Annotated in this window: 18 protein-coding genes; 10 read left to right on the top strand and 8 right to left on the bottom strand. The window is 54.0% G+C overall.

Annotated elements, in window-relative coordinates:
- Entirely contained in the window at positions 1–894 is an 894-nt protein-coding gene (locus tag OCL06_RS02440; protein WP_262992149.1) for a DMT family transporter, read from the top strand.
- Here OCL06_RS02440 and OCL06_RS02435 read toward each other — a convergent pair.
- On the bottom strand, positions 884–2,305 hold the full coding sequence (locus tag OCL06_RS02435; protein WP_262992148.1) for a sensor domain-containing diguanylate cyclase: 1,422 nt from the start codon (positions 2,303–2,305) through the stop codon (positions 884–886). The genes OCL06_RS02440 and OCL06_RS02435 overlap by 11 nt on opposite strands.
- 208 nt (positions 2,306–2,513) lie before the next feature.
- Between OCL06_RS02435 and glmU the strand changes: the two genes are divergently transcribed.
- The 4 genes from glmU to glmS all read left to right on the top strand — a co-directional run bounded on the left by glmU (position 2,514) and on the right by glmS (position 7,682).
- Complete coding sequence (glmU, locus tag OCL06_RS02430; RefSeq protein ID WP_262992147.1) at positions 2,514–3,875, top strand: bifunctional UDP-N-acetylglucosamine diphosphorylase/glucosamine-1-phosphate N-acetyltransferase GlmU; 1,362 nt, start codon at positions 2,514–2,516, stop codon at positions 3,873–3,875.
- Between the two features lie 102 nt (positions 3,876–3,977).
- The gene (locus OCL06_RS02425; protein ID WP_262992146.1) at positions 3,978–5,006 is read left to right on the top strand and encodes a Gfo/Idh/MocA family oxidoreductase; all 1,029 of its coding nucleotides are present in this window, start codon (positions 3,978–3,980) and stop codon (positions 5,004–5,006) included.
- A 73-nt stretch (positions 5,007–5,079) separates the two neighbouring features.
- Positions 5,080–5,847, top strand: coding sequence for a DeoR/GlpR family DNA-binding transcription regulator (locus OCL06_RS02420; protein ID WP_262992145.1), 768 nt, complete (start codon positions 5,080–5,082; stop codon positions 5,845–5,847).
- A 2-nt stretch (positions 5,848–5,849) separates the two neighbouring features.
- A complete protein-coding gene (gene glmS, locus OCL06_RS02415; protein WP_262992144.1) occupies positions 5,850–7,682 on the top strand; it encodes a glutamine--fructose-6-phosphate transaminase (isomerizing) in 1,833 nt (610 codons plus the stop codon).
- Positions 7,683–7,845: 163 nt separating this feature from the next.
- On the opposite strand, the gene OCL06_RS02410 is transcribed toward glmS, so the two are convergent.
- Together OCL06_RS02410 and OCL06_RS02405 are read right to left on the bottom strand one after the other, a co-directional pair.
- On the bottom strand, positions 7,846–8,526 hold the full coding sequence (locus OCL06_RS02410; RefSeq protein WP_262992143.1) for a Fe2+-dependent dioxygenase: 681 nt from the start codon (positions 8,524–8,526) through the stop codon (positions 7,846–7,848).
- 28 nt (positions 8,527–8,554) lie between these two features.
- Complete coding sequence (locus OCL06_RS02405; protein ID WP_262992142.1) at positions 8,555–10,849, bottom strand: TonB-dependent receptor; 2,295 nt, start codon at positions 10,847–10,849, stop codon at positions 8,555–8,557.
- A 303-nt stretch (positions 10,850–11,152) separates the two neighbouring features.
- Between OCL06_RS02405 and OCL06_RS02400 the strand changes: the two genes are divergently transcribed.
- Positions 11,153–11,548 carry a hypothetical protein gene (locus OCL06_RS02400; protein ID WP_262992141.1) on the top strand — a complete coding sequence of 132 codons (396 nt, stop codon included), beginning with the start codon at positions 11,153–11,155 and terminating at the stop codon, positions 11,546–11,548.
- Positions 11,549–11,725: 177 nt separating this feature from the next.
- Here OCL06_RS02400 and OCL06_RS02395 read toward each other — a convergent pair whose 3' ends face one another.
- The 4 genes from OCL06_RS02395 to OCL06_RS02380 all read right to left on the bottom strand — a co-directional run bounded on the left by OCL06_RS02395 (position 11,726) and on the right by OCL06_RS02380 (position 20,262).
- Positions 11,726–13,618, bottom strand: coding sequence for a family 16 glycosylhydrolase (locus tag OCL06_RS02395; protein ID WP_262992140.1), 1,893 nt, complete (start codon positions 13,616–13,618; stop codon positions 11,726–11,728).
- Positions 13,619–13,848: 230 nt separating this feature from the next.
- A complete protein-coding gene (locus tag OCL06_RS02390) occupies positions 13,849–15,474 on the bottom strand; it encodes an endonuclease (RefSeq protein ID WP_262992139.1) in 1,626 nt (541 codons plus the stop codon).
- A 330-nt stretch (positions 15,475–15,804) separates the two neighbouring features.
- On the bottom strand, positions 15,805–19,365 hold the full coding sequence (locus OCL06_RS02385) for an ABC transporter permease/M1 family aminopeptidase (protein WP_262992138.1): 3,561 nt from the start codon (positions 19,363–19,365) through the stop codon (positions 15,805–15,807).
- 12 nt (positions 19,366–19,377) lie between these two features.
- Positions 19,378–20,262, bottom strand: a complete 885-nt coding sequence (locus OCL06_RS02380) for an ABC transporter ATP-binding protein (RefSeq protein WP_262992137.1) — start codon at positions 20,260–20,262, stop codon at positions 19,378–19,380.
- Positions 20,263–20,604: 342 nt separating this feature from the next.
- Here OCL06_RS02380 and OCL06_RS02375 point away from each other — a divergent pair, with 342 nt between their 5' ends.
- From OCL06_RS02375 to OCL06_RS02360, 4 genes are all read left to right on the top strand, one after another.
- A complete protein-coding gene (locus tag OCL06_RS02375; protein ID WP_262992136.1) occupies positions 20,605–21,900 on the top strand; it encodes an OmpP1/FadL family transporter in 1,296 nt (431 codons plus the stop codon).
- Positions 21,901–22,146: 246 nt separating this feature from the next.
- Positions 22,147–23,226 carry a Gfo/Idh/MocA family protein gene (locus OCL06_RS02370; protein WP_262992135.1) on the top strand — a complete coding sequence of 360 codons (1,080 nt, stop codon included), beginning with the start codon at positions 22,147–22,149 and terminating at the stop codon, positions 23,224–23,226.
- A 115-nt stretch (positions 23,227–23,341) separates the two neighbouring features.
- Positions 23,342–23,563, top strand: coding sequence for a hypothetical protein (locus OCL06_RS02365; RefSeq protein WP_262992134.1), 222 nt, complete (start codon positions 23,342–23,344; stop codon positions 23,561–23,563).
- A 165-nt stretch (positions 23,564–23,728) separates the two neighbouring features.
- Complete coding sequence (locus tag OCL06_RS02360; protein WP_262992133.1) at positions 23,729–25,627, top strand: extracellular catalytic domain type 1 short-chain-length polyhydroxyalkanoate depolymerase; 1,899 nt, start codon at positions 23,729–23,731, stop codon at positions 25,625–25,627.
- Positions 25,628–25,799: 172 nt separating this feature from the next.
- On the opposite strand, the gene OCL06_RS02355 is transcribed toward OCL06_RS02360, so the two are convergent.
- On the bottom strand, positions 25,800–26,684 hold the full coding sequence (locus OCL06_RS02355) for a LysR family transcriptional regulator (RefSeq protein ID WP_262992132.1): 885 nt from the start codon (positions 26,682–26,684) through the stop codon (positions 25,800–25,802).
- Positions 26,685–26,812: the final 128 nt, after the last annotated feature.

Here is a 26,812-nt window from a genome sequence, read left to right as displayed (position 1 = left end):
ATGGCAGTAAAACACGTGGCAGCATTGCTGTTGCTGGGGGCCATCTGGGGTGCCTCATTTATTTTTATGCGGGTAGCCGCCCCTGAATTTGGCATTTACGTGCTGGTGGAAGTGCGCACCGTGCTGGCCTCTCTGGTGTTGTTACCGGTACTGCTGATCGCCGGTGGCTGGCGGGATATGTTTGCCCAGTGGAAAGCTATCGCGCTGGTGGGCGCAATTAATACTGCTATTCCGTTTGTGTTGTTTAACTATTCCAGCCTTCATCTGGAAGCTGGGGTAAACGCCATCCTGAATGCCACAGCCCCCATGTTCGGTGCGTTGGTAGCGTATGTGTGGCTGGGCGACAAACTGCGCCGCTCGGCCATCTTCGGGCTGGTTATCGGGTTTGTGGGCGTGGCGGTGATCAGTCAGCAGAAAGTCGGCACTGGCGGAGTCAGCCTGTTACCCATTCTCACCGCGTTACTGGCGACAACCTGTTATGGCCTGGCGGCCAGTATGATGAAAAAATGGCTGAGCGGGGCCCGCCCGCTGACAGTCGCCACCGGCAGTCAGCTGGTGGCCTCGGTAGTCTTGCTGCCCTTCGCCCTCACCACATTACCCGAAGCGATGCCGTCGAATACGGCGTGGCTGAATGCCGTGGCGCTGGCCGTCTTCGGCACCGGCATTGCGTATATTCTGTATTTTTATCTGATTGCCAGCATCGGCCCGGCGCAGGCGATTACCGTGGCCTATCTGGTGCCTCTGTTCGGGATTGTGTGGGGACTGATCTTTCTGGCTGAACGACTGTCGTGGCAGGCTATGGTCGGCGGCGTGCTTATCTTAACCGGTGTGGCGCTGACCACCGGCGTGGTACGGCATGTGCGCCAACGCCGACAGCTGCGGGCTAATCAATAAGCTGCACCCGCACCAGATTACAGCCATCGCGCCGCGCCTGATACAGGGCATCTTCTGCGTGGGCGGTGACCTCATTCATGGGGCGTTTGCTGGCGGTGAACGATACGCCGAACGAGCCGGTGATTTGCAGTTGCGGATGACTGCTCAGTGGCGGTGACGTGGCTAGTCCGTGACGCAGGTTCTGGGCAATCTCGGTCGCTTCATGGGGGCCGGTACCAGGCAGAAACACGATGAACTCTTCACTGCTCCAGCGCCCGACAATATCGTTCTCACGGGTACTGCTGGTAAGGAATGTCGCTACCTTATCCAGCACTTCATCTCCCACATTGCGGCCGTAGGTGTCGTTAATCACCCCGAAATTATCAATGTCTACCAGGATCACACTTACCGACTCGTGGTGGGTGATGATGTCCTGGTACATGGGCGCCAGATTATTGCGATCCGGCAGGCGGTTGGCGTTGCGTACAATCAGCTCTGGCTGCATGTCCTGACGGAAATAATAGAGCAGGTTATAAATGAGCAGGAACAGCGAAAACACCACTATCAGCAGCGTAACCACACTGAATATAAAGGCCTGGGAGATTTCTGCCTGGCGCTCATCCAGTGGGCTTAACAGGTAGACGGTCCAGTCAAACTGGTTCAGTTTAACTTCGGCAATCAGGTATTCTTCCTGATCGATGCTCACCAGCTTATTGTTGAGCGCCTGTAAATTCTGAACGTCCAGCGGCAGGCTGGCATACCAGGGCAGTTCGGTAAGGTTGGTAAACTCGGAGTAAGAGGCCACTAAGTCGGGGTCAGAGGACAGCATGATGTCGCCGGCTTTATCTACAAACAGAAAGTCGTAGCCGTATTGCTGCTTGTAGGTTTCAAACACGCTTATAAAGCTTTTCAGGCTTTTGCCAATTCCAAAGAAGCCCAGAAACCGGCCGTTGTCGTTAAACAGTTTGATATCAATATAAAAGTGGGTGTCTTCCCACTTACCAATGTCGGCTACCGCCGGGGCATCCACGTCTTTGTATTTGAAATACCAGCTGACTTCGCCTTCTTTCAGTGCCAGCGAGGTGCCGTCGGAGTTGTATTGCATGCGGGCATCTTCGCTGGCCAGGAAGAAGGTCATGCCGAACTCATCTTCCAGCCGCGCAAGGGTCTCGTAAACTTCGTCTTCGTTCAGCGTGGGCGCTTCCAGTAAACTTACCAGTTGCCGGGATTTCCCAAGCGCTTCAGAAATATGCAGGGGTTTGAGAAGCTGTTCAACAATTAATGAGATGGCGGGCGACAGCGACTGCTGCTGAGCACGACTTTGCTCTGCAACAATTTTTGAAATGCTGAAATGCACCAGGGTAACAATGGCTATCACCACTACCGCAAAGAGCAACAGAATACTTCTGTGGAGAGTCCTGAAAGCGTTCACTAAATTGCGCACTCCTTGGCATTTCTGAACGAAATTTTTTTGTTATACGCAAAAGTATACCTGCACAAATCCCGAACTACCAGCTATCCAATAGTCGCACGGAGAAGGGCAATTCACGGCGCACAGCGGATGCCCGCTGACATTGCTGACGGCCTCATATACACTACCGGCAATGTTTATCTCGCAAGCGACAAAGTAAGGATTTCGCATGGCATTTTCAGTGGTTATTCTGGCGGCCGGTAAAGGCACCCGTATGAAATCGGCGTTGCCTAAAGTGCTGCACCCCATCGGGGGGCTGCCAATGGTGCAGCGTATTATTAACACTACTCAGGCAATGGATGCCGACCGGATTCACCTGGTGTACGGGCACGGCGGCGATCAACTTAAAGCCACCCTCACCGGCGACAACCTGAACTGGTGTCTGCAGGCCGAACAGCTGGGTACCGGTCATGCCGTGCAACAAGCGGCTACCCACCTGCGCGATGACGAAGATGTACTGATCCTGGTGGGCGATGCACCCCTTATTCAGCAAGCCACGCTGGAACGCCTGCGGGCAGTGAAAGCCAACTGCGACCTGGCGTTACTGACCGTGGAACTGGATGATCCTACCGGTATGGGCCGGATTGTACGTGACAATGACAACATCACCGCCATTGTGGAGCACAAAGATGCCACTGAGGCGCAGCGGGCCATTCGTGAAATTAATACCGGCATGATGCTGATGAACGGCGCCGATCTGAAACGCTGGCTGGGTGAACTGAGCAACGACAACGCTCAGGGCGAATACTACCTGACCGACGTGATTGCGATGGCGGCGGCCGAAGGCAAGAAAATTCAGGCCGCACATCCTGACACGCCGGTAGAAGTAGAAGGCGTAAATAACCGCGCTCAGCTGGCAAATCTAGAGCGCGCATTGCAGGCCCGTCAGGCACACGAGCTGATGATGAATGGCGCGACACTGGCGGATCCGGCGCGGGTCGACATTCGGGGCTCGGTGACCACCGGTCAGGATGTGAGTGTTGACGTAAACGTGGTGTTTCAGGGCACCGTCACGCTGGGTAACAACGTGGTGATTGGTCCTAACTGTGTGCTGACAAACTGTGACATTGGCGACAACACCGTGATTGAAGCGCACTCGCTGGTAGAAGATGCCCGGGTTGCAGCGCGCTGTTCAGTAGGGCCGTTTGCCCGTCTGCGCCCCGGTGCAGTCATGAAAGACGGCAGCAAAGTGGGTAACTTTGTGGAAATGAAAAAAGCCGTGCTGGGTGAAGGTGCCAAGGCCAATCACCTGACTTACCTCGGCGATGCTGAAGTGGGCCCCAATGCCAACATTGGTGCCGGCACCATCACCTGTAATTATGACGGTGTGAATAAGTCGAAAACCCTTATTGGCGAAAACGCGTTTATTGGCTCTAACTCCTCACTGGTAGCGCCGGTCTCCATTGGTAGTGGTGCCACGGTAGGCGCGGGTTCTACTATTACCGGCGAAGTGGAAGCAGACGCCCTGGCAGTCGCCCGCGGCAAACAACGTAATATTCCCAACTGGCCCCGTCCTCCTAAAAAGAACTGATCTTCAGCTGTTCTTCCGTACCGGGCGCTTCCGCGCCCGGTCTGCTACTGGCCGGTAGGGCACTGGTCAGCTATTCTCTGTTAAATCGACCCCGGAGCACCTATGGCACTTTCAACTCTGCTGGTGGGCTTTGGCTTTTCTGCCACCACCTTTCATCTCCCCTTTCTGTCCAGTTTAAATGAATACACAGTCACCGGCGTGGTGTCTTCCCGCCCACAAAACGTGGCCGACCAGCTCAGCGATACACCGGTTTATGCCAGCCTTGATGAAGCGCTTGACGCCGCTTCGTTCGACCTGGTGATTATTACCACCCCAAATCACCTGCACGCAGAGCAGGCCCGGTTAGCCCTCCAACACCGCTGTCACGTGCTGGTAGAAAAGCCCTTTACGCTGACCGTAGCCGATGCGCAAGCGCTGGTGGCGCTGGCTGAAGACGCGGGGACCTCGCTGAATGTGTATCAGAACCGCCGCTTCGATGACGACTTTCTGACTATCTCGGCCCTGTTGGAGCAACAGCGGTTAGGCGAAATAAAACAACTGGTTAGCCGGTTTGACCGCTTTCGTCCGACCCCGCGGGATCGCTGGCGGGAAAATGCCGGGCCGGGCAGCGGTATACTGTGGGACTTAGGCCCGCACCTGGTAGATCAGGCACTCCAATGGTTTGGCGTGCCGGACGCGCTCTACGCCGATGTAGATATTCTGCGTGACGGTGGGCAGAGTACCGACAGTTTCGATATTACTCTGTATTACCCGACCCATCAGGTGCGGCTGGGCAGTTCACCATTTCAGGCGGCTGAAACGCTACGCTTTGATGTGCAGGGCACTGCTGGCAGCTTTCGCAGTATGGGTATGGATCCACAGGAAAATCAGTTGCGCAGCGGCATGCTGCCCGGCCACGCTGACTTTGGTAAACGCCCGCCCGGTGGCTTCGGGCAGATTTGTAATGCGCAGGGTTGCGCGCCCGAAACCTTCGAGTCCGGTAATTATACCGGGTTTTACCGCCAGCTGGCCGCCGCAATTAATCAGGGTAAGCCTGGTCCAGCGCCTGCCATCACTGTGGTAGACGTCATCAACCTGTTGCAGATGGCCGAACAGTCAGCGATGGCCGGCAAGAAAATTAATGTTTCATAAGCACCGCAAAGGTTGCTTTTTGAAAGATGTTACAGTTTAATATATTTCATATCGCAATAAATGATGTTTCGAAATGAAAGTTAGCAGCGCAGCGGCCCGCCGTCAGGCCATTGTCGACAAAGTGAATCAAAGTGGTTTCGTGGCAGTAGATGCACTGGCTGCGAGCTTCGCTACCTCGGAAGTGACTATTCGAAAAGATCTCACCGTGCTGGCTGAACAGGGCGCCGTGGTACGCCAGCTTGGCGGCGCCGCCCCGGTGCCGCAGGTTGGAACAGCCAGTCCGGCGCCGGTGGATGCTAAGCAGCATTTGGGTGAAGCCGCGGCGGCGCTGGTTGCCCCGCATCAGAAGCTGGTGGTTGATTGTGGGACCACCGTGTTTTCAGTAGTGCCGCAGCTGGCCCGGCATGCCGGGCTAATTGTAATGACCAACTCGCTGGCAGTGGCCAATGTGCTTACCGACAGTGAAGCGGAGCCCACCGTATTAATGACCGGCGGCACCTGGGATGCGCATTCGCAGTCATTTCAGGGCGCCATGGCGGAACAGCTGGTCAGCGCCTACAGTTTTGATATTGCCTTCATTGGTGCTTCTGGCATCGACGTCGCCCGGGGCACCACCACCTTTAATGAATTAACCGGGCTCACCCGCGCGATGGCTGACGCGGCCGACAAGGTGGTGGTAATGGCGGAGTCGTCGAAGTTACGCAATAAAATGCCGAATGTAGAGCTGGCCTGGGATAGGGTCTCTGTATTAATTAGTGATGACGGTTTGCCTGATGCCGATCGTCAAAGAATCGAACAGCAAGGCGTGGACGTGATTATTGCCGCGCCAAAAGGAGTATAGATATGTGTGGAATTGTTGGCGCCGTTGCTGAACGTAACGTAGTAGAAATTTTACTGGAAGGGTTAAAACGTTTGGAATACCGCGGCTATGACTCAGCCGGTGTCGCCTTGCTTCAGCAGGACGGCACTCTGACCCGTCTACGTCGTACCGGCAAGGTACAGGAACTGGCGGATGCAGTAAGCAGTAATGACGCGCTGGGCACCACCGGTATCGCGCATACCCGTTGGGCCACGCATGGCGGTGTGACTGAAGAAAATGCTCACCCGCATTTTTCCAGCGACCGGGTGGCCGTGGTGCACAACGGCATCATTGAAAACTACATGGCATTGCGTAAATCGTTGAGTGAGAAAGGCTATACCTTTACCAGCGACACCGACACCGAAACCATCGCCCACACAGTAAACGAAGAGCTGAAGGCCGGTCATTCCCTGCTGGCCTCGGTACAGAACGCTGTCCAGCAGTTTCACGGTGCCTATGGCACAGTGATTATGGATAAAGAAGATCCATCACGGGTTGTGGTAGCCCGTTCAGGCAGTCCGCTGGTAATTGGTCTGGGACTGGGCGAGAACTTCATTGCCTCAGACCAGATGGCGCTGTTGCCAGTAACCCGTCGCTTCATTTTCCTGGAAGAAGGCGATGTGGCCGAGATCACACGCCGCGAAGTGATGGTGTTTGATAAGCATGGCGACCCGGTTGAGCGTGAAGTGGTGGAGTCTAACATCGAGCACGATGCCGGAGACAAAGCCGGTTACCGTCACTATATGCTCAAAGAAATCCACGAGCAGCCTACCGTGGTACGCAACACCCTGCAGGGTCGGGTTGACGATCAGGGCCTGGCTGCGGATATTTTCGGCCACGGCGCCGATGAAATCCTCAGTAAAGTGCAGCATGTACAAATTATTGCCTGCGGCACCAGCTACCATGCTGGTATGACCGCCCGTTACTGGCTGGAGCAATACGCCAATGTGTCGTGCGGGGTAGAGATTGCCTCTGAGTTCCGTTATCGCAAATCGGTAGTGCATGAAAACAGCCTGTTGGTGACCATTTCCCAATCAGGCGAAACAGCCGATACGCTGGCCGCGTTGCGGCTGGCAAAAGAGCTGGGATATATGGCCAGTTTGACCATCTGTAATGTGCCCGGCTCCTCATTGGTACGAGAGTCTGACCTGGCCTTTATGACCCGCGCAGGGGCAGAAATTGGCGTCGCGTCGACCAAGGCGTTCACCACCCAGCTGACGGCATTCTTGATGCTGACACTGGCGCTGGGCGAGCACCACGGCCTGAGCCTGGACGACAAAGCGTCTATTATCAGTGCGCTGCACAGCCTGCCAGCCAAGCTGGAAGAAACGCTGGCGATCACCCAGGGCATTGAAGACCTTGCCGAAGAATTCGCCGACCGGAACCACAGCCTGTTCTTAGGACGGGGCGAGCAATACCCGATTGCCATGGAAGGGGCTTTAAAGCTTAAAGAAATTTCTTATATTCACGCTGAGGCTTATGCCTCCGGTGAACTCAAGCACGGTCCGCTGGCGCTGATTGACGAAGAGATGCCGGTAATTGTGGTGGCGCCGAACAACGAACTGCTGGAAAAACTGAAATCCAATGTGGAAGAAGTGCGTGCCCGGGGTGGCCTGATGTACGTGTTCGCCGACAAAGATGCGGCGTTTGTCAGCGATGAAACCATGCGCGTCATTAATGTGCCGCATTGCGAAGGGCCTATCGCGCCGATCATCTACACCATTCCGCTCCAGCTGCTGTCGTATTACGTAGCGCTGATTAAGGGCACGGATGTGGACCAGCCCCGGAACCTGGCGAAATCGGTTACGGTGGAATAAGGCAGCGGCGTAAGGTAAAGCCTGTTTTGGTTTAACGCCTTCACAAATGAAGAAGCTCCCGGTTTGAAGGGAGCTTTTTTGTATGCACCGTACCGCGCTGAAATAAATCGTTATTCACCCCGTGCCCGCGTCAGGTGAAAAGGTACGAGTTTGATTATTACACCTACACCGCGGCGAAGTGCCGGATAAGGTTGTGATAAACGTGATGCAGCTCATCGAGCTCCTGGCGATCTGCATTGCCACTGTTTATCAGTGACTGAATGCTTTGATCGAGCTGATAAAGGGTTTCGCGAATGTGTGGGTCCGCCACCATACTCTGCATCCAGGTGATGGCCGCAATGCGTTCGCCGCGGGTGACCGGCATCACTTTATGCAGACTGGACGAGGGGTACAAGACTGCACTGCCGGCCGCGCATTTAACCCGTTGCTCACCAAATCCGGTTTGTATTACCAGCTCGCCCCCGTCGTAAGTCTCCGGCTCAGTCAGAAACACGGTCATGGACATGTCGCTTCTGAGTACCTCAGGGCTGTGGGGAATGCGCATTATCGCTGCATCAACGTGATCCCCGTAGGTTTGCGACTGGGTGTAGCGATTAAAGCAGGGCGGGAAGATACGTTGGGGCAGCGCTGCAGACACCACCTGCGGATGATTACCCAACTTGGCCAGCAATGCATTGGCTAACTGCTGGACCTGGTTGTGCTGCGCGTCTGCCTGACCGTTATTTTTAACCCCGGCAGCCATGCCCATGGCGGTGTTTTTACCATCCTGAAAGGGGACGCTGGCCAGTGCATCACGGAAGTACTGCACCTCGTCAAGGGTGAGCAGGTTATCAATAACAATCATCTTTTCACGTCTCTCTTTTCGCAGTGCGTTAAAACTGGTAATTCACAGTCGCTGTGAGATTACGTCCATCGCCGATATACATAAACGCCCCCGACCGGTAGGCCGCGGTCCAGTACTCTTCATCAAGGGCATTGCCCACATTCACGCGGAAAGTCAGGGAGTCTGAGTGATAGTAGTTGGCAAACAGGTTTACGACCCGGTAATCCGGTACGCGAATGCTATAGTCACCGGCACTGGCATCGTAGCCTGCCGCAGTGTCTGGCTGGCCACCATACATTTCAGACTGGTAACTGTAATCGCCGCCGAAAGCGAACTTGTCATTGAGCTGGTAGCGCAGTTGCAGGTAGAAGCTCTTATCCGCAAAGTTACTCAGTGCCAGGCCGATATTGTCAGGGTCGTAGGAGTCGAGCACCTCTGAGTCCATGATAGCGGCCGACGCCTGGATGCTGAACTTGTCGGTCACATCGCCACTCACGCCAAACTCAACGCCTTCAACGCGGTTTTCGCCGGTGTTCAGCGTACCTAAGGTGGAATAGGCATCGCCAACGCTTTCGTGTACCTCGCTTTTCGTGATCCGGAAAATGGCCGCATTGGCGCTGAGTTTTTCATTAAAGAGCAACCACTTGGTACCCAGCTCAATGTTTTCAACCTGCTCAGGATCGGCTTGTGCGGCTTGCTCGGGGGTGCCGCACAGGCCGCCATAACCACAGTTGGCGCCCAAATCTGACTCGCCGCCGTTAATGTTGGTGGCGGTGGCATAGGAGGCATAAATATTTCCGAGGTCGGACAGCGCATATACCAGTCCTAAGTGACCGTTGTATAACTCGTCAGCAAATGTATAAAGCTCGGCTGAGGTCTGGTTGCTGTAATCGTAGCTATCCACGCGCAGGCCAAAGAACACGTCCAGCGCCTCGGTTACCGCAAAGGTATCCATGGAATACAGCGAGTAGGTTTCAATGTCGTACTGCGCATCGGTATCGCCCCGGCTAATTACTTTACCCATCAGGCTGGTTATATCTTTCACCAGATCACCGTTGGCATCGGTAATACAATAGCTTTCCGCGACACCCCGACGGCCACGGGTTAAACAGTTTGCTTGGTTGGCATAGCCGACATTAAATACGCCGTTATCGACTGCCTCATCGGTATATTCAAAACCGAAGACGAGCTGGTGGTCGAACCCGGCAAAGGTAGTATCCCAGAACAGATTAAACTGTGTGGTGAGGTAGCCTACATCCTGCCAACCATGATGGTTACTGATACGGAGCGTATCCGCACCCGGCGCCAGCGGATCGCTGTCGGCCCTGGTAGTGCCACTCATCCCGGTAGTTACATAGGCATTCTCGGTATTGCCGATGCGGGTGGCATTGTAAAAGCGGACGTTATCGCTGATGTCATATTCAGTGCGCAGGGTAAACGTGGTGACTTCAGACTCCATGAAATCTTCTTTCTGCGCATAGACCGGAATATCTTCCAGCGGCTGGCCTGCGTCACGGTCAAAATAACTGCCCAAATCTGGTTTGTCTTTCGCGTTGAGGTAATACACATCGCCGGTAAACGATAAATCATCGGTGGGGTGATTCACATAGGAGAGTTGCAGCCCGTCGCGGTCGCGCTCAATGCCCTCACGGCCCGGCTTGTCTTCTGATGCCAGAAGCCCGTTTAAGCGGATAGCGCTGTTGTCAGTCAGCGTCTTGTTCAGATCCAGTGTCAGACGGGTGTGTTCATCGGTGCCTGCCGCCGCATCGATGCGGCCGAAGCTATAGCTGGTGGACGCCTGCTTGGTTATGGAGTTCACCGCGCCGCCGGAAGAGCCGCGCCCGGCGAAGGTCGCACTCGGCCCCTTAGTAATTTCCACCCGCTCGGTGGCGAAACTTTCCCGGGTAGTCATGCCCGGGTCACGCAGCCCATCGACGAACACATCACTGCGTGCCTCATGGCCACGGATAATGTAGCGATCACCAAAAGCATTACCATTCTCGCCGGTTCCCAAGGTCACACCGGCCTGGGCCGCCAAGATGTCTTTAAGGTCAGTTTTGCCACTTTCCTGAATTTGATCCTGGGTAAGAACACTAATGGTTTGGGGGGTATCGACGAGATCGGCTAAGCGACGGGGATCACCCGACTTACTGTAACGGTAAACAGATTGCTGAACACCGTGAATACGAATAAGCTCAATGGCCTCGTTATTCTCTGTGACACATTCTGTTGCGCTGGTATCGGTGCACGCAATATCACGTTCCTGTGCAACACTGACGCCGTGACCAAAGGTAAGCGCGGCGGCGATGGTCGATGCGCCCATCGACAAGTTTTTATTCTTCATTAGAGGGTCCTGTGCTGGTGAGTGTGGAGGGAAGTATAATTAGCAGAACCCATCAAGTAAATACAAATGAGAATTATTATCAGTTGCATTTCTTCAAAGAGTGTTAAGTAATTTGCGAAGTACGGTGGCTGGGGGAGCGTGTCTGGATGTTACCGCTTATGCCAAACGCGGGCAGATTATTTTTTAAACGGCAGCATCTATTAGTCCGCAGATAGTCTATGCTGTAACTGCGCAGCATGGTGCGTGATGTAAGTCCCTGCCCAGCGTAGGTTAATTTATTAAACATTAAACGGAGTTATACAGATGATGATTAAAAAACAAATAGCACTTACGCTGTTATTAACACTGCTTGGTGTTAGCGGGTGCACTGAATCTCAGCAAGAATCCAACGAAGAAATGAAGCAGGAAATGGAAGAGCAAATGGAAGAGGCCAAGGAGGCCACTGAAGATGCTTATGACGATTCCATGGAAGCAGGTTCTGACGGTTGGGAAGAAACCAAAGACAATACCAGCGAAATGTATGAAGATGCTAAGGACCTCACCACAGAAAAATATGAAGAGGGCAAGGGAAAAGCTTCTGAAATGATGGAAGACGGTAAGCGTAAAATGGAAGACATGAAAAAGTCAGCCGCCGAGAAAAAGCGCGAAGCCTGTATTAAGATGAAAGAAGAGATGGGTGGTGATGTGGACGACTGCTAGGTGATTTTGTACATCTTGGGTTATCGTGACAGCCTGCACGGATAATATTCTCAAAGGAATACTTGCAGCGCACTATTAGCTGCGATGGCCGAATGGGTTGTTGAGATTAAAAAAGGGAGCCGCAGGCTCCCTTTTGTTGTTTAGAAACGTTCTGCCATAACGCGGCTGGTTAATGAGTTAATTACACAGCCCGGTGCTGTTAGCTTCATCCAGTGGCAGGCTCCCCGAAGCCGAGGTTACACAGAATGTAGCCGACACGTTCCCTGACAGGGTGGTACTGGTGTTAAGAGTAACTGTACCATCCGCGCCTGTCGTGCCGCTGGCTGTTTCATTCCAGTTGCCACTGAACTGGCCTGATACATTGGCCCCTGCTACGGCCGCGCCGGTATTATCCAGCACAGTGACTACCGCCTGAGCCCGCTTATTACCTTTCCCTGCGCTAACTACGCTGGTGGCTACGTCACTGATCACCATGGTGGTGGCCGTCTCGCCACCGCTGTCGCTTCCATACAGAGCCAGGTTATCCAGATAGTAGGTGTCTGCGTTGTTACTGTTAGGTGCAATCAGAATGACCATATCCGTCACATCCGTTGCTGACGTACCGCCATCTATTCTGTCCTCCAGGGTAAATTTCAAACGCTGCCAACCGGTAACGGCCTGCGTATGCGCGATAAACTTTGAATGTCTGCCGGTAGGGTAGTTATCAGGCGTGGCCTGTGAGCCGTCTTCAAGCTGAATGAGGATCTCCTGCTTACTGGGGTTAGGCATATAAACATCAAGGTAGAAGGCTTCGTTTCCTGCTATCAACGCAGTGGCGTCGGTAATCACCGTGGTACTGCCGGCAATGACATCATAGGCCGCTGTGCCGTTTCTTACATATTCCAGTACGGTGGGCGAACTGTTAGTTGTATCGTTCAATGGGTTGGGCACTTCGGTAAATTGCCCGTCCCAGTAGGTGTAGGTGATGGCGCCCTCGGTTTCAAAATCATCAATGTTGGATTTAATACTCAGTTGCGGTAGTACGTGTACGTCCATGGCCACATCGAAATTCCCGCAACTGTTACTAATGGAAGCGCTTACAGTGCCGCCCTGAGTAGTCCAGTTTACATTCAGAGACTGGCTGCTGCCGGTCTCTCCGGTGGGCGCATTCCAGTTATAGCTGCTGCCGGTACCCGCTTCATCCACAATCGTATAGGTAGCCTGGGAGTTGGCATCGACAATATGTGGGCCCTTCAGCGAGGGTTGCGCAAAGTCATACACCCGTACGTAATCAACTTCCATGGTTTGCGGTAGCTGACTGTCATCCACCACACCGCCTATACTTCCGCCCACGGCCATATTCAGCAGGAAGTGATAGGAATAATTATCAAAGGTCCAGAACGCCGGGTTGCTGAGGTCGTCAGGGGTTTTCACTGAATACAAAATGTCATTCACATACCAGCGGATCTCACCCGGTTCCCATTCTACTGCGTATTCATGGAATCCATCTGACCAGCGATCGGGCTGCTTAATAATACGTCCGCTGGTCCATTCGTTATTCGGGTACGGGTCACCATAGTGAATAGTGCCAAACGCGATCATGTCTGCTTGCCCGGTGGCTTCTAAAATGTCGATCTCACCGCTCTGGGGCCAGCCCACGTCCGGGTTGGTAGGCAACATCCAGAATGCCGGCCACATGCCCGTGCCATCGGGTAATTTGATACTTGCCTCAAAACGACCGTGGGTCCACTCGCCACCATTTGGCATGTTGGCGGTGCGGATCCGGCCGGAGGTATACTGACTGCCTTTTACCCGCTGTTTTTTGGCAGTAATAGTCAGTTTTCCGTTAGCTACGCTGATATTTTCAGCCTGATAACTTTGTAATTCATTGTTACCCCAGCCGCAGATCCCGTAACTACAGCCGTCGCCCAGCATAATTTCCCATTTAGAAGTATCCAGTGTGGTGCCGTCAAACTCGTCCTGCCATACAGGAACCGGGTTCTGACAAGCCGCCGCGATGGCGGTCTGGGTGAACAGAGTGCTACTTGCTAACAACAGCGAAACACTCGTTCGCTTGAAGGTGATGTGCATGATGCGTCCTCATTTTTATTAATACTAAAGTTCAACTTCGCGTGCTCTCGGATTAAATGTAAGCGCTTCCAGTGATTATGTAAAACCATTGTTTAATAAATGTTAATAATTGAGTGGTGGTAGGAGGAGTTGAGGGGGGCGTTTGGATTGGCGAAGCGGGTGGAAAGCGAAACCAGCGGGCACAAAAAAGGGAGCCTTAGGCTCCCGGATATCGACTGGTTACGTGAAGATTAATTCCCCCAGATCTCCGTGACCAGTTCGGGGTGATCCACAAACGGGTTGCGGTTGCCCTGAAAGCCGTATGCCGCCTCATTGCGGTCAATTTCTTTCTGGCTTACCGGATCCTGAACGTGCCAGCTTTTCAGCATGGCCAGCAGCCAGTTTTCAAATACCTGGTTACTGGTGCCATTGAGTGATGCATCGCCGTACGTACTGTGACTTTCCCATCCGGCTATCACGTTTTCATAACGGGTGGCCATGTAGAAATACGCCCGGGCAATATCGCCTTTAAACTCATCAATCGGTTCAAATACCGTGCCTGAATAACCCAGTCCACTCGTCGCACTGCCCAGTTTCGAGCCATTCGCTGACGTGAACGTGGCGCTGGCCACTTCACCATAGGGGTAGCTGCTACGTTTAGAGTTCACGTAACCATCAGTGGGGAAGATATGATGAATATCGGTATTCATAGGCGCCACTGCACCACCAAACCAGCTGCGCGGAAACCCGTGTTCGCGGTTGTAGCAGTCGCTTTCGCCGCTATAGTTACCACACTGGTCGGTACCGGCAGTAAAGATGTACGGATCGGCCCCGCCAGGTTGCTCCGAGTAGATATCCAGAATACTGCCGTCATTCTCGTAATAGCTGTCGCGGCCATAGGACAGATAAAAATCCCACAACGCCGAGTAGCTCTGGGTGGTGTGGTTATCAATAATGTTGTGCAGTTCGGTTTTTAGCGCATAGCCGGTCAGACCGTCTGCCGTGGCGTAATAACCTGACAGGTTAGCACCGCTGCCGCCGCTGCCTCCTCCGGTACTGCCAAGGGTGAAGTTAGTCACATCAGCACTGCCGAAGCTGCCGCCGGAGGCCAGCGTATCGCCGGCAATGGTCAGGCTGTAGCTGCCATTGCCGTATGAACAGCAAATACCGTCGCCATAACTGTCAGACACTGTCAGGGTGTAATCACCGTCGGCCAGACACACATCTTCGCTGTAACTGGTGTTACTGCTGTAACCGCTGCCTGATGCTACTACCTGACTGCCTGAGTCGGTAATTTGCCAGCTGGTCTCGCTGCCGTAATCGTCGGTGGTGAGGGCAAATTCGCCGGCATTGTTGCTGCATGTGCCGCCCCCGCCGCCGGTGGTGCTGGTGGGTTCAAATAAATCTACGTACACCAGTTCGTTGCCATCGAAGCCGGAGACATCATAAAAGCGCAGCCCCACTTCGATGGTGCCAGTGCTGGCAGGGGTATAGCTGTAGCTAATTTGCTGCCACTGGCCGGTTAACGTGGGCTCTGAGTAATTCTGGTAGCCGTCCACGTACAGCCGTGCGCGGATGCCGCCTTCGGTATGATATACCCAGGTACTGAATGTATAGTTCTCACCGCCAGTAACACTGACAGACTGACGGAAGTCAGTACTGCTTTGCGACCCGGTGGTGACTGTGATTGCGGCGGCGCTGTTGCCTTCATAGCTGGTGGCCGACTGGCTTACGCTGATACCACTGTCGATGGTGGTCCAGCTGTCAGGGGAGTTCCCACTCCAATTTTCGAAAGTTCCATTCTCTACCTGGGCGCTCACCTGCGCACTGAGGGTGACAGCGGTAAGCGCACTTAACATTGTTATGGTTTTTTTCATGTTAATTCCTGTGGTTAGAGGCTTGGTAGGTCAAGCGCCGATAAGGTGCCACAGAAATATGACGGTTGCATGACTATTTCCTGAACAACTGGTCAGGTATTACGCTGTGCGTTAAATTATAATCTATTGATTTTATGGGTTTTTTAATTTAACTGGGGTTGGTTTGTAACATGTTGAAAAAATAGCGCCAGTGTCTCAGAGCGAGCCGGCCCGATACGGCAAAGTAAGTCAGCTCAGCAACCGACTTGGTTACGCGTGTAACTACTGTCGTTTCTCCTGGAATAAAAAAACGGCACCAGAGGTGCCGTTTTAATCGTTATATAACAAGCTTTATTTGAGCTTCAACACATTATCGCCACTGTCCCGGTCAATCAGTTTAATAAACGGATCGATACCCGCAAACACCGGCTTTTTGTCCAGCGTCAGGGTGATAATATTTTCACCGGACTCCAGCTTGTGCTTCTCGTTATAGAGCACTTCGGTGTCACCACTGAGGTCTTCCGGATCGCCGGTGAACAGCGCCACGTCTACCCATTCGTTCAGCGTCCCTTCCTGTTCGCGGCCATCGCCGTCGGCCTCGAAGCGGGCTGCTGATACGGTCAGGCTGACCTGATACCGGCCATTGTCAGTCTCCACGGCCTGCGCGGCCAGCATTTTCAGGTCGTACAGGGTAATCCGCTCGAACAGGTCACTGATGAAGGCCTGTTCATCGGCTGTGGCCTGGGCATTGAGTGCTGCCTGCAGGTCCAGCGTAGTGGGGTACGGGTTATTGCGGTACTGAAAATCGTTAAGCAGATTTTGCAGCGCCAGATTAACCCGTTCCTCGCCCAGCCTGTCAAGAATGGCCATCATCACTATCGAGCCTTTGCGGTAGTGAATGTACTGCTGACTTTCGCTGCGCATAAAGGGCATTTCAGCCAGCAATTCGCCGCCGCGGTCGCGCAGGTAACGATCTAGCTCGTACTTCAGGAACTTACGCATTTTTTCTTCGCCGTAGCGCTCCCGCAGTACCATGATGGCACTGTACTGAGACAGGCTTTCGATAATAATCGACTGGCCCTGTACGTTGGCAGCGCCCACCTGGTGTCCCCACCACTGATGAGCGACTTCATGCGCTGTGACATAGTACACATAGTCAATGTCTTCTGGGTCGCGCAGGTCCGCCACAAAACCGATGTCTTCTGAGTAGGGCACGGTGTTGGCAAAGCTCTGCGCAAAGTCGCGGTAACCCGGGAACTCGATAATGCGCATTTGCCGGTGCTGATACGGGCCAAAGGCGTCGGTGAAGTAATCCAGCGAGTCTTTCACGCTCTCGATCATCACGTCCACATTCCAGTGGTGCTCGGGGTGGTGATACACCTCAATATTCACACCGTGGTGGGTATCCTTCTTCACTGCATGACGGGCAGACAGGTAAGAAAAGAAGTTCACTATGGGTGCATCCATTTTGTAATGGAAGTAGTTACGCCCGTTTTCCTGCCATTCCCGCTGCAGGTAACCCGGTGCGATGGCAATCTGATCGCCAGAGGTGGACACGGTGGTTTCGAAGTCGATAAAGGTGACACCTTTGCCGAATCCGCTTTCTGCATAGTGTTCACTGTCCTCGAGTTTGTGCGCACGAGGACGGTCGGGTAGCTCCCGCTTACGCCGCTCATGCCGGTCGCTGATGAGGTACTGAGTATTAAAACCAAACGCCGGGAACAGCGAGTAGTTATTAATAAAGGTGCCGTTTTCCGCCACTTCAAAGTCGAAGCTGTTGTCTTTAAAGCCCTGATGCGCACGGGTCACGCTAAGGACGCCGTCGCGGGTTTCACCGGGTTGCAGAGGATCTTCGAACGTAAGCCAGGCGCTGTTGAGGCGCTCAACCCGCTCTGTCACTTTAGCGCCGGGCACAGTGAAATCCCACGCTGACGTGTGCGGCGGCACGGATATCAGCGCACGGGTGATGGCCGTATCCGATGGGTTGCTAAGCGTGACATCGGCTTCAGCCTCTATCCGTCGCTCCTCCGGATAAATATCCACCGCGGCGTTCACCCGGGTGATCACCGGAATTTCATCGTTTTCATACTGGGCAAACTGACGCTCGTACTCTGCCTGTAACTCATAGCGCTCGTCGCTGGTCAGGTAAGTATTCAGCACCTGGGTGTTATAGTGAATGTAGCCACCGGTAGCCACAAACACTAACAGACTGGCGGCCAGCGCGGTTTTACCTGCCCCACCCAGCTGGTAACCCAGCAGCCGGAAACGGTGCTTCAGCGACACTTCCGGGCCCCGTTGCCACAATGCATAGCCCAGGGTGAACAGCGCCACAGACAGCGCGCTCCAGTACAACATGTACCAACCGAAAGGCGCCAGGAACCAGCCGTAACCGTTCAGATCCGAATAAGGCACACTGGGTGTATCGGCAAAGCTCCACATGTTGTGCTCAAGACCCAGCTCGGCAAACACCAGACTGACAATAAAATACGCAACGAACAGCAGCATCCCGACAAACTTGTTGGGGCTGAGTACCTGAATAAAGAACGCCAGCACCGCCATTAATGCCCACGGCAGCCATTGCAGCACATAAATACCCACAGCATAGGTGCCGAACTCAAAATTGAAGTAGCCCTGAGTGATTTGATAAACCACCGTAAAGAAGATACCAATAGTAAACAGCACCGCCAGTACGGCCCACATAGCCAGCAATTTAGATACCCAGAACACCAGGTTAAACGCAGGCGTGGAATCCACGATATCGCCCATACCCGAGCCGCGCTCGCGCCAGACAATTTCACCGCTGTAATACGTCACCACAATAATCAGCATTAAACCGTAGCTTTCGGTGATGACTTCTACCATTTGCTGGGTCAGGGGCCAGTCGGGGGTACCATAGAGCCCGCCAATGGGGACAAAATACAGCGCGCTAAGGTTAAACAGGCTGAAAATCATCAGTACGATCAATGCCGGGCTGAACAACACCTGCCCCATTTCAAAGCCAATGCGGGTGAACAGCTTATTTAGCTGACCGCCAGCCCGGGACTGAACCTTGAGGTTAAGGCGCTCGGGCGGTGCCATGAGTGCGGCTTTGCTGGGTTTTTCCTTGCGGGCTTGTTGCTGCCAGCGCAGGCTGAAAATATTGCCAAATACAGTAAGGATAAGAGTCCCTACAGCCAGCCAGAGCAGGCGGTTTTGGAGCAACACGCCTTCCATGGCTGCCATCTGGGTGTTTTTATCAAATACGGTCCAGTAGCGGCTCACCTCAGCAAAGGTGCGCAGACCGAAGGGGTCGCTTAGCGCGCCGAACATTCGGTATTCCGGATCAGAAGTGAGAACCCCGCCAATTACATAAAAGATAAACAGGCCCATGGCGACCAGATAGGCCCCCATCATGGAGCGTAAGCGTTGCGCCACGGCGTAGAAGATCATCCCCAGTGCCAGCATGCTGGGCACGGAAAAGTACACAAAGGTGGTGACATAGAAGCTCAGATTCGTCGGCCCGAGCCGTTCCTGATCGACCCAGGGCATTAACGACCCCAGTAAAATGCCCAGCGGCACCATGGCAAAGACCAGCAGGCTTACCAGATAGGCACCGCCAAAGCGGCCAAGGTGGTAGGACAGCGGGGTGATGGGCCGGGTATACACCAGCTCACCCATGTTGCTGGAATGATTGCGGGTCGCGGTACCCGCCACAAAATTAACCAGCAGAAACATGGCAAAAATGCCCATGATCAGTGTGGTCTGGGTAATGGCGTACGAGCCGTTGTAAAGCACGTTGCCCCCGCCGCCAATGCGCACGCTGTCGGTGGCAGTGGCGAGAAACGGCAGCAAAAAGAACACCATCAGGGTGACATAAAAAGAGGGCTGGCGAGGGTAATATCGCCATTCAAAGGTCAGACTGTTAACAAACATGGTTACTGCTCCTTAGGCTGCGGCCGCCGCTGCACGCTTGTTATGCAGCGTAGAGAAGTAAACATCTTCCAGGTTAGCCGGCGCCTGCTCGAAGCCGTCTGGCGGGGTGTCGGCCATGACATGGATCACATGCTGACCGGCAATCAGACGGGAAGAAATGATACTGTGTGCCTGCTCCAGCTCCTGATATTCCTCTTTGCCCACCTGTTTGCGCCAGATCCGGCCGGTGAGCCCATGAGTCAGGCTGATGGGATTGCCTTCCAGCAGAATTTCACCATGACCTAATACTGCCATTGACGGGCACAGCTCAGATACATCTTCCACGATATGGGTAGACAGAATAATGACTTTTTCTTCCCCCAGACTGACCAGCAGGTTGTGGAAGCGGTTGCGTTCCTCAGGGTCAAGGCCGGCGGTGGGCTCATCCACGATAATCAGGTCCGGATCCCCTAACAGCGCCTGGGCGATGCCGAAGCGCTGTCGCATGCCACCGGAGTAGCCACTTACGGCTTTATCGCGGTGTTGCCACAGGTTGGTGTGAACCAGTAAGCTTTCCACGGCGTCTTTACGTTCGCCTTTATTATTCAGCCCCTTTAATACCGCCAGATGATCCAGCAGTTTTTCGGCACTGATGCGCGGGTAAACACCAAAATCCTGGGGCAGATAGCCAAGCCGCTGACGCAGCGCATTCGGATCGGCCAAAACGTCAATGTCGTCAAACCGGATACTGCCGGTATCCGGGGTTTGCAACGTGGCAATGGTACGCATAAGTGAAGATTTGCCGGCGCCGTTAGGGCCAAGCAGGCCGAACATTCCTTTTGGAATAGACAGGTTAATCCCGTTCAGAGCTTTTACCCCGTTCGGATAGGTTTTAGTCAGGCTGGAAATGTTTAGCATGAGCAGTCCTTTGTTTCGTTATCGTTATTGTACAAGGTCTAGCCTACTCGCCCTGTGGCTTATGCAGTAGCACGTAGTTGTAACAAAGTGCAAAAAACGCCCTGTATACATCCCTGATAAATTACAATTCGTTGAAATTTTGCGCTTAAATGTTGCGATAATGTCAAATATGGAGGTTAAATCTTCATTTTTGTTAATGAGGCAATTGAAATGTTGCTGGTCTGTCCTTTAGAATGGCCGGCCGTTTTTTCTGGTCGGTGCCATGCATCCTTTGGGAGGCAGCAAGGACACCGTAAATGCTTTTTGCGTGCCCCGGCGCACGTCTTTAACAACAAGTGGTCTATGAATAAATCAGTCTTATTATCCTCTTCTCTATGTTTGGCGCTGGGCAGTGTTTCGTTCACCGCACTGGCGGCAGGTTTTCAGGTTAACGAACACAGTGCCAATGGCCTGGGCCGGGCCTTTGCCGGTCAGGCTGCCATGCCCGAAAATGCCTCCGTGCTGGCAACCAACCCTGCCGCTATCGGGCAGTTCGATGCGCCTCAGTTAAGTGGTGCCCTGAACCTCATCTTGCCTAATGTGGACATTAACGGTGAACTGGAAACCCAGGTGGGCGAAGCCCGCATTCCGCAAACCGCCAACGAAGATGACATCGCCGAGAGCGCTGTTATTCCTTCGCTGTTTTACGTGAGCCCGGTGAACGATAAAGTCTCTGCAGGCATTGGTTTGTTTGCAAACTATGGCCTGGCGTCCGACTACAGCGACGATTTCAATGCGCTGCACTTTGCCGATCGGGCGGAAATCATTACGTTTACTATTAACCCGGCCATGTCTTACAGCCTTACTGAGTCGCTGGATATTGGTCTGGGACTGAGCGCCACCTATTCGGAAGCGGAAATCAGCACTGCCACGCCCAAGGCTATTGAAGCAGTCAGTCAGGGAGCGATTCTGGGTAACGCAGAAATCCTCAAGCTGGAAGGTGATGACTGGGGCTACGGCTGGAATGTAGGCCTGTTCTGGCAGGCAACTGACGCCACTGACATTGCTCTGAGCTACCGGGCTGAAACCAAGCTGGAGCTGGAAGGAGAAGTCAGCTCTGATCTGTTCCCGGCCCTGAATCAACCTGGCTCACTGGATTTAAACCTGGCCGCCATTGCGGAACTGGCAGTGAATCATACGCTGAACGACCAGTGGTCGGTACAGGCGAGCCTCAATCACACCGAGTGGAGCACTTTCGATAAGCTGGAAGCCGAACTTGAAAGCGGCATGGTACTGCCTATCAAAGAAGAAGACTTTGAGAATACCTGGCGCGCCAGTGTGGGTGCTACTTATCGGTACAGCGATACCCTGACCTTACGTGCCGGCTATGCGTACGATGATGGGGCGGTCTCTTACGCCCACCGGTCACTGAGCATTCCGGATACCGACCGTCACTGGGTGTCTGCGGGCGCCACCTGGCAGGTCACCGACATGACAACCCTGGACGCTGGGTATGCTTACATTAAAGGCCGTGAAGCCGATGTAAAGCAACAGCGTACTCTGTCCACGGAAACCCTGGGCAACGTGGTTAGCGACCTGACGGCTACAGAACACGCGTCAGCACACATACTGAGCGTGCAGGTCAACACCCGCTTCTAAGCGTCTTCGGTCATCAATAATTGTTGATAAAGCCCTGCTCACGCGGGGCTTTTTTATGCGTACGAATTAGTGGTGTCAGGCTTTGTCGTTTCGTCTGATAGCCGCTGCCAGAAGACGTACAATGCAGGTTAAGACAGTCTCTGCGCCATCTTGGTGTAGCTACGCAACTGGCCATACCCCCGCAGCGATAAACCTGAACCAGCCGGCCGTACGTATGCAAGCTAAACTCACCGTTATGAGGCCGTCATGGACGCACTTTCCCGTCGCCGCTTTTTGCAGCTGGCCGGCGCCACGCCCCTTATCGCCCACCCTTTTTTGAGTCACGGGGCATCGACCCGCAAAGTAGGGGTGGCCTTGCTTGGGCTGGGCGGCTACAGCAGTGGCCAGCTGGCGCCTGCGTTACAGTTTACCCGGTACTGCGAACTGCGCGGCGTCATTACCGGCAGTCCCGATAAAATCCCGCGCTGGCAGCGGCAGTACAACATTCCCGACCGCAATGTATACACCTATGACACCATGGCCGAAATAGCCAATAACCCGGATATTGATGTGATTTACGTGGTGACCCCCACCGGCACCCACAAGGATTTTGTGGTGCGCGCAGCCAATACCGGTAAACATGTGTGGTGTGAAAAGCCCATGGCAATGAATGTGCAGGAGTGCGATGCCATGATCGCCGCCTGCCGCAACAATGGTGTGATGTTGTCGATTGGCTACCGGATGCAACATGAACCTAACACAAGGCGAATGGCGAGCTATGCCTCATTGCAGCCATACGGGCCAATGACAGGGCTGGAAAGCTTTGCCGGTTACGGCGGTAACGGGCGGGCACAGAGTAACTGGCGCATGCAGGCGGACATGGGCGGCGGCGCGCTGTACGACATGGGTGTGTATGCTATAAACGGCGCCCGGTTTATTACCCGCCAGGAGCCGGTAGCGGTCACCGGCCGCCTATTCAAAGAGCATCCGGCGTTCATTGAGGTGGACGACACCACGCTGTTTACGCTGGACTTCGGAAACGGACTGGTCGCGGATTGCGGCACCAGTGTAGTGAAGTCGTTCAATTATCTGAAAGCCAGCTGTGCGTCAGGCAGCTACCAGCTTAAGCCCATGCAGTCTTATTCCGGGGTGGAGGCGACCACCAGCGATGGCAAACACTTTCCGGCCATTCCGGGTAAACAACAAACCCTGCAAATGGATAATGATACGCTGGCCATTCTCGGACGGGGGCCTGCGCTGGTTTCTGCCCGCGAGGGCCGGCAAGATATTCATATTGTAAATGCTATTTTTACGGCCGCCCGCACGGGCAAAGCCGTGTCGCTATAACAGGAGGCGGGCGGGTTCGCTGAGAAGATTAAATTTTTCAGCTCAGGACCCTGCCGGCAATCTGCCAGCCAGCAAGCTGCGTAAAAAGTGACAGGTAAGTTATTGAGGTCGCATCATGCAAAGCTTGAGTTTCCGAAAACCGAAGTCCCGTTTCCGACGACGTCGCCATGTGGATGTACGCCGTCCCTACCCTCAGCCTGCTTCCGATAACGCCGCTACTGAAGAGCGCGCGTCCCCCCGTAAAGTCTATTTATACAAACCCAGAGGCCGCCGCACCAGCCCACTGGTAAACAAAGTGTCGAAATCATTCAGTTGGCATACCGTGGGTGTGAACTAACCGGCATATTATGGCTGGGTTCATCCCGCTCATCTGCCAGGACCTGTGGAAAAGTCGCTGCCCATCCACGGCACCGTAAAGCACCCACAGTACGATAGTACTAAAGTAATTTTCATACAAATAGTCAACACTGAGTTTACGTTAACTTAACAATTGGAGGCGTAAATGAAGTGGGAAACACGTTTGCTTGGGCTACTTTGTATGGCCTGTACGATGCTGCCCGCATATGCCGGTAGCTGGCAGAATAATCAGTCGGTAGGCGGCTTTAACCGGGTGCACATTTACACCCCTGACGGGCAGTCTGCGATAGGCAATGGACGGGCGTTGCTGGTGGTGTTGCATGGGTGTACTCACTCTATCGATGCGTACCTGACCGCGAATCTGGAAGCCGCAGCCGAGACCTATGGCATGGTAGTGGCAGTGCCTGATGCCATGAACAAAGCCGGGTTCGGTTGCTGGTCATACTGGCAGGGCGCCAAGTCGCGTAGCGCAGGGGATTACAAAAATCTTATTTCACTGGCCAATACCTTAAGCGCAGATGGCAATTACGGCATTGATGCCAACCAGATTTACATTGCCGGGTTGTCCTCCGGTGCCGCGTTCGCTAACACCACTGCCTGCATCGCACCGGATGTCTTTGCCGGTATGGGGGTAAGCGCCGGACCCAGTATCGGCACCAGTTCAGGGGGCGCTATCGGTAGCTGCGAACAAGCCAACGTGGCGTTGCGCTGTGAGCAATACGCAGGGAGTTACAGCAGTTACTTAGAGACACAGGTCGCCTCTATTGCCCATGGTGATGCCGACACTACGGTAGATCAATGCTATAACCGCCAGAATGCCGAAGGCATGGCACAGGTTTATGGGGTATCTGAGTTACCGGGCACCAACGTCATTGGCAGTGGCGGGCGCACGGCGGATGAGCATGTCTGGCAGGATGGCCGGGTGTCGATGCTGTGGCTGAACGGCGTCGATCATGCCTGGTCCGGTGGCGCGGGTGCGTCTGGATCCTATGTAAACGGCCAGGGTATCAACTACGCCCTGTATCTGGGTGAGTATTTCCTGCACAACAATGCCAGGGTAGATCGTAACCAGCCGCCGGAAATTCAAAGCCTTGTGGTCACAGAGTCAGACCGCCGGGTCACTGTCGCCGGGCAGGCCAGCGACGCCGAAGGCACAGTTGCTGCGGTGTTTGTACAATTGCGTGATGATGCCGACAACCTCTACAGCTATGAGTCGCAGAGTGTCACGAATGGTGATTTCTCTGTCACCACGCCGGTTTTACCGGATGCTTTGTACTTTGTCAGCGTGAATGCCGCCGACAATGACGGCGCGGTTTCTGACACCATCACCGACAGTATTCGGGTAGGACCGCCCCCGCCGCCGACTGCCCCTGAACTCCGTAACGTACAGCTGGTGACAGATGGGCAGTGCGCGACGGTCAGCGGAGAAGCTGTGGATATCAATCAGGATCTGGCCACCGTCACTGCCGCCTTTGAAACAGTCACGGTGAATGCACAGCTGAACGGGCCCGCATTTACCGCCAGTGCCTGTGAATTACCCGGTAAAGAGCAACAGGTCACAGTCACCGCCACGGATAGCAGCGGGCGTACCGATGCCACGGTAATTACTTTTCAGATAGACGCAGGTGTGGTGGCCACCCTGGACACCCACATCGCCGATGGCCGCCTGGACTATACCAACTACGCGAATTGTTACCTGGAGTACGGCAGCGCACCCTTCAAGCTAGATGAGATCGCCAGTGGCGCACAGCAATGTCGCTGGGAAGACGATGATAGCAGCTGTACGGGCCCGGTGCAGGCGTGTCGCAACGGCGGCGCTGATGGTGACCCGGGTGCAGGAGATGGTGATACTGTTACCTGTGCCACCTATACTACCGCTAATTACTACCACAAGGTGGCCGGGCGGGCGTACAGCACAGGGTATTACTATGCTCCGGACTATTTTGCGACAGGCTCTGATGATCCGCTAAGCGGCTCAACATGGGGCAACAGCACCTTATCGTCAGTGGATGGTGAAACCTGGGTAAGTGGCAGTTGCCCATAAGGCAGCTGGTTAAGTAGCGTTGTGGGTGGGTGTCTCAATCACCGGGACACCCACCGCGCAACCGCCTTATCGAACGGTTAATTTGATGTGCTATTTGCTTACTTGCCTGCCACTACTAAGCATTAAATAATGCTGGTAAGTACTCACTTAATTGGTCAACACCGCAAGCGTGCTAGAACGTTGAGAACCAGTTTTGCAGACACGCCCGGGCCGCTTCAATTTTAGGGGGCACGGCATCATGCTTGGGCGCCACGGCATACACACTGTAATCGGGCAATTGCCAGTCTGGCAGAATGCGCTTCAGTGAGCCTTCCTGTAAGCAGTGGCGCACTTCGGGCTCTGGCAACACTGCATACCCTATCCCGTCTTTCGTCAGCTGAATCAGCGTTTGCATGGAGTTCACATCCAGCGGCGACGCCGGTAGTGGGTACGTACGTCCGTCGCTGTGTTTGGCTACGTACTGCTCAAGATGACGGTGCACAATATGGCAGTGCGAGGCGAGCTCGTCCGGGCTGGTCAGGTCTGAGCTGGCCAGTGGGTGGTTCCCCGCGACACATAAAATCCGGTCCCAGGTCGCCAGGTGCCAGTTCGTAAAATTACTGTCGGGCATCGGCGCAAAGCACAGCAGTAAGTCCCCACCGGATGCAATCATGTCAGTAGGCTCGTCGGTAAGGGTGAGCGAAATGGACAATTTGGGAAAATCACGACTCAGCATGTGTAAGGGCTGGCTAAGCAGGCCCCCGCCGAACCCTTCCGGGGCGATAATCTTCAGCTCGCCGGTAGGCACCTGCTGCAACTGCTCAATTTCCCGGTGTGCCTGGGCTGCCGTCGCCAGTAATTCCTGGCTGGTGCGATAGTAAATCCGGCCGGCCTCGGTGAGATTCATGTTACGGGTGTTGCGGTTGAACAGGCTCATTCCGATATCCTGCTCAAGCTTTCTGAGCTGTTGGGAAATGGCCGACACGGTCATATGCAGTGATTTTGCGGCGGTGCTCATGTTGCCGGTGTCAGCCACTTTCACGAAGACCTGAAGCGAGCGGAGAAGTTTGACATTCATATTGATTCATTCCCTTAAAACAAATTTGGTTGCCTGTGGCAGAGGAACGCTTTGTTGGACACTCACCAGCGCAAATCGTTGACCACCCGGCTGAGAAAACCGGATTATTTTCAGCAAATAGCCAGGCT

The sequence above is a fragment of the Alteromonas salexigens genome, assembly GCF_025628895.1.
In the GTDB taxonomy this organism is placed as follows: domain Bacteria; phylum Pseudomonadota; class Gammaproteobacteria; order Enterobacterales; family Alteromonadaceae; genus Alteromonas; species Alteromonas salexigens.
The sequence above is the reverse complement of the archived record's forward strand: the minus strand, read 5'-3'. Positions and strand labels throughout refer to the sequence as shown.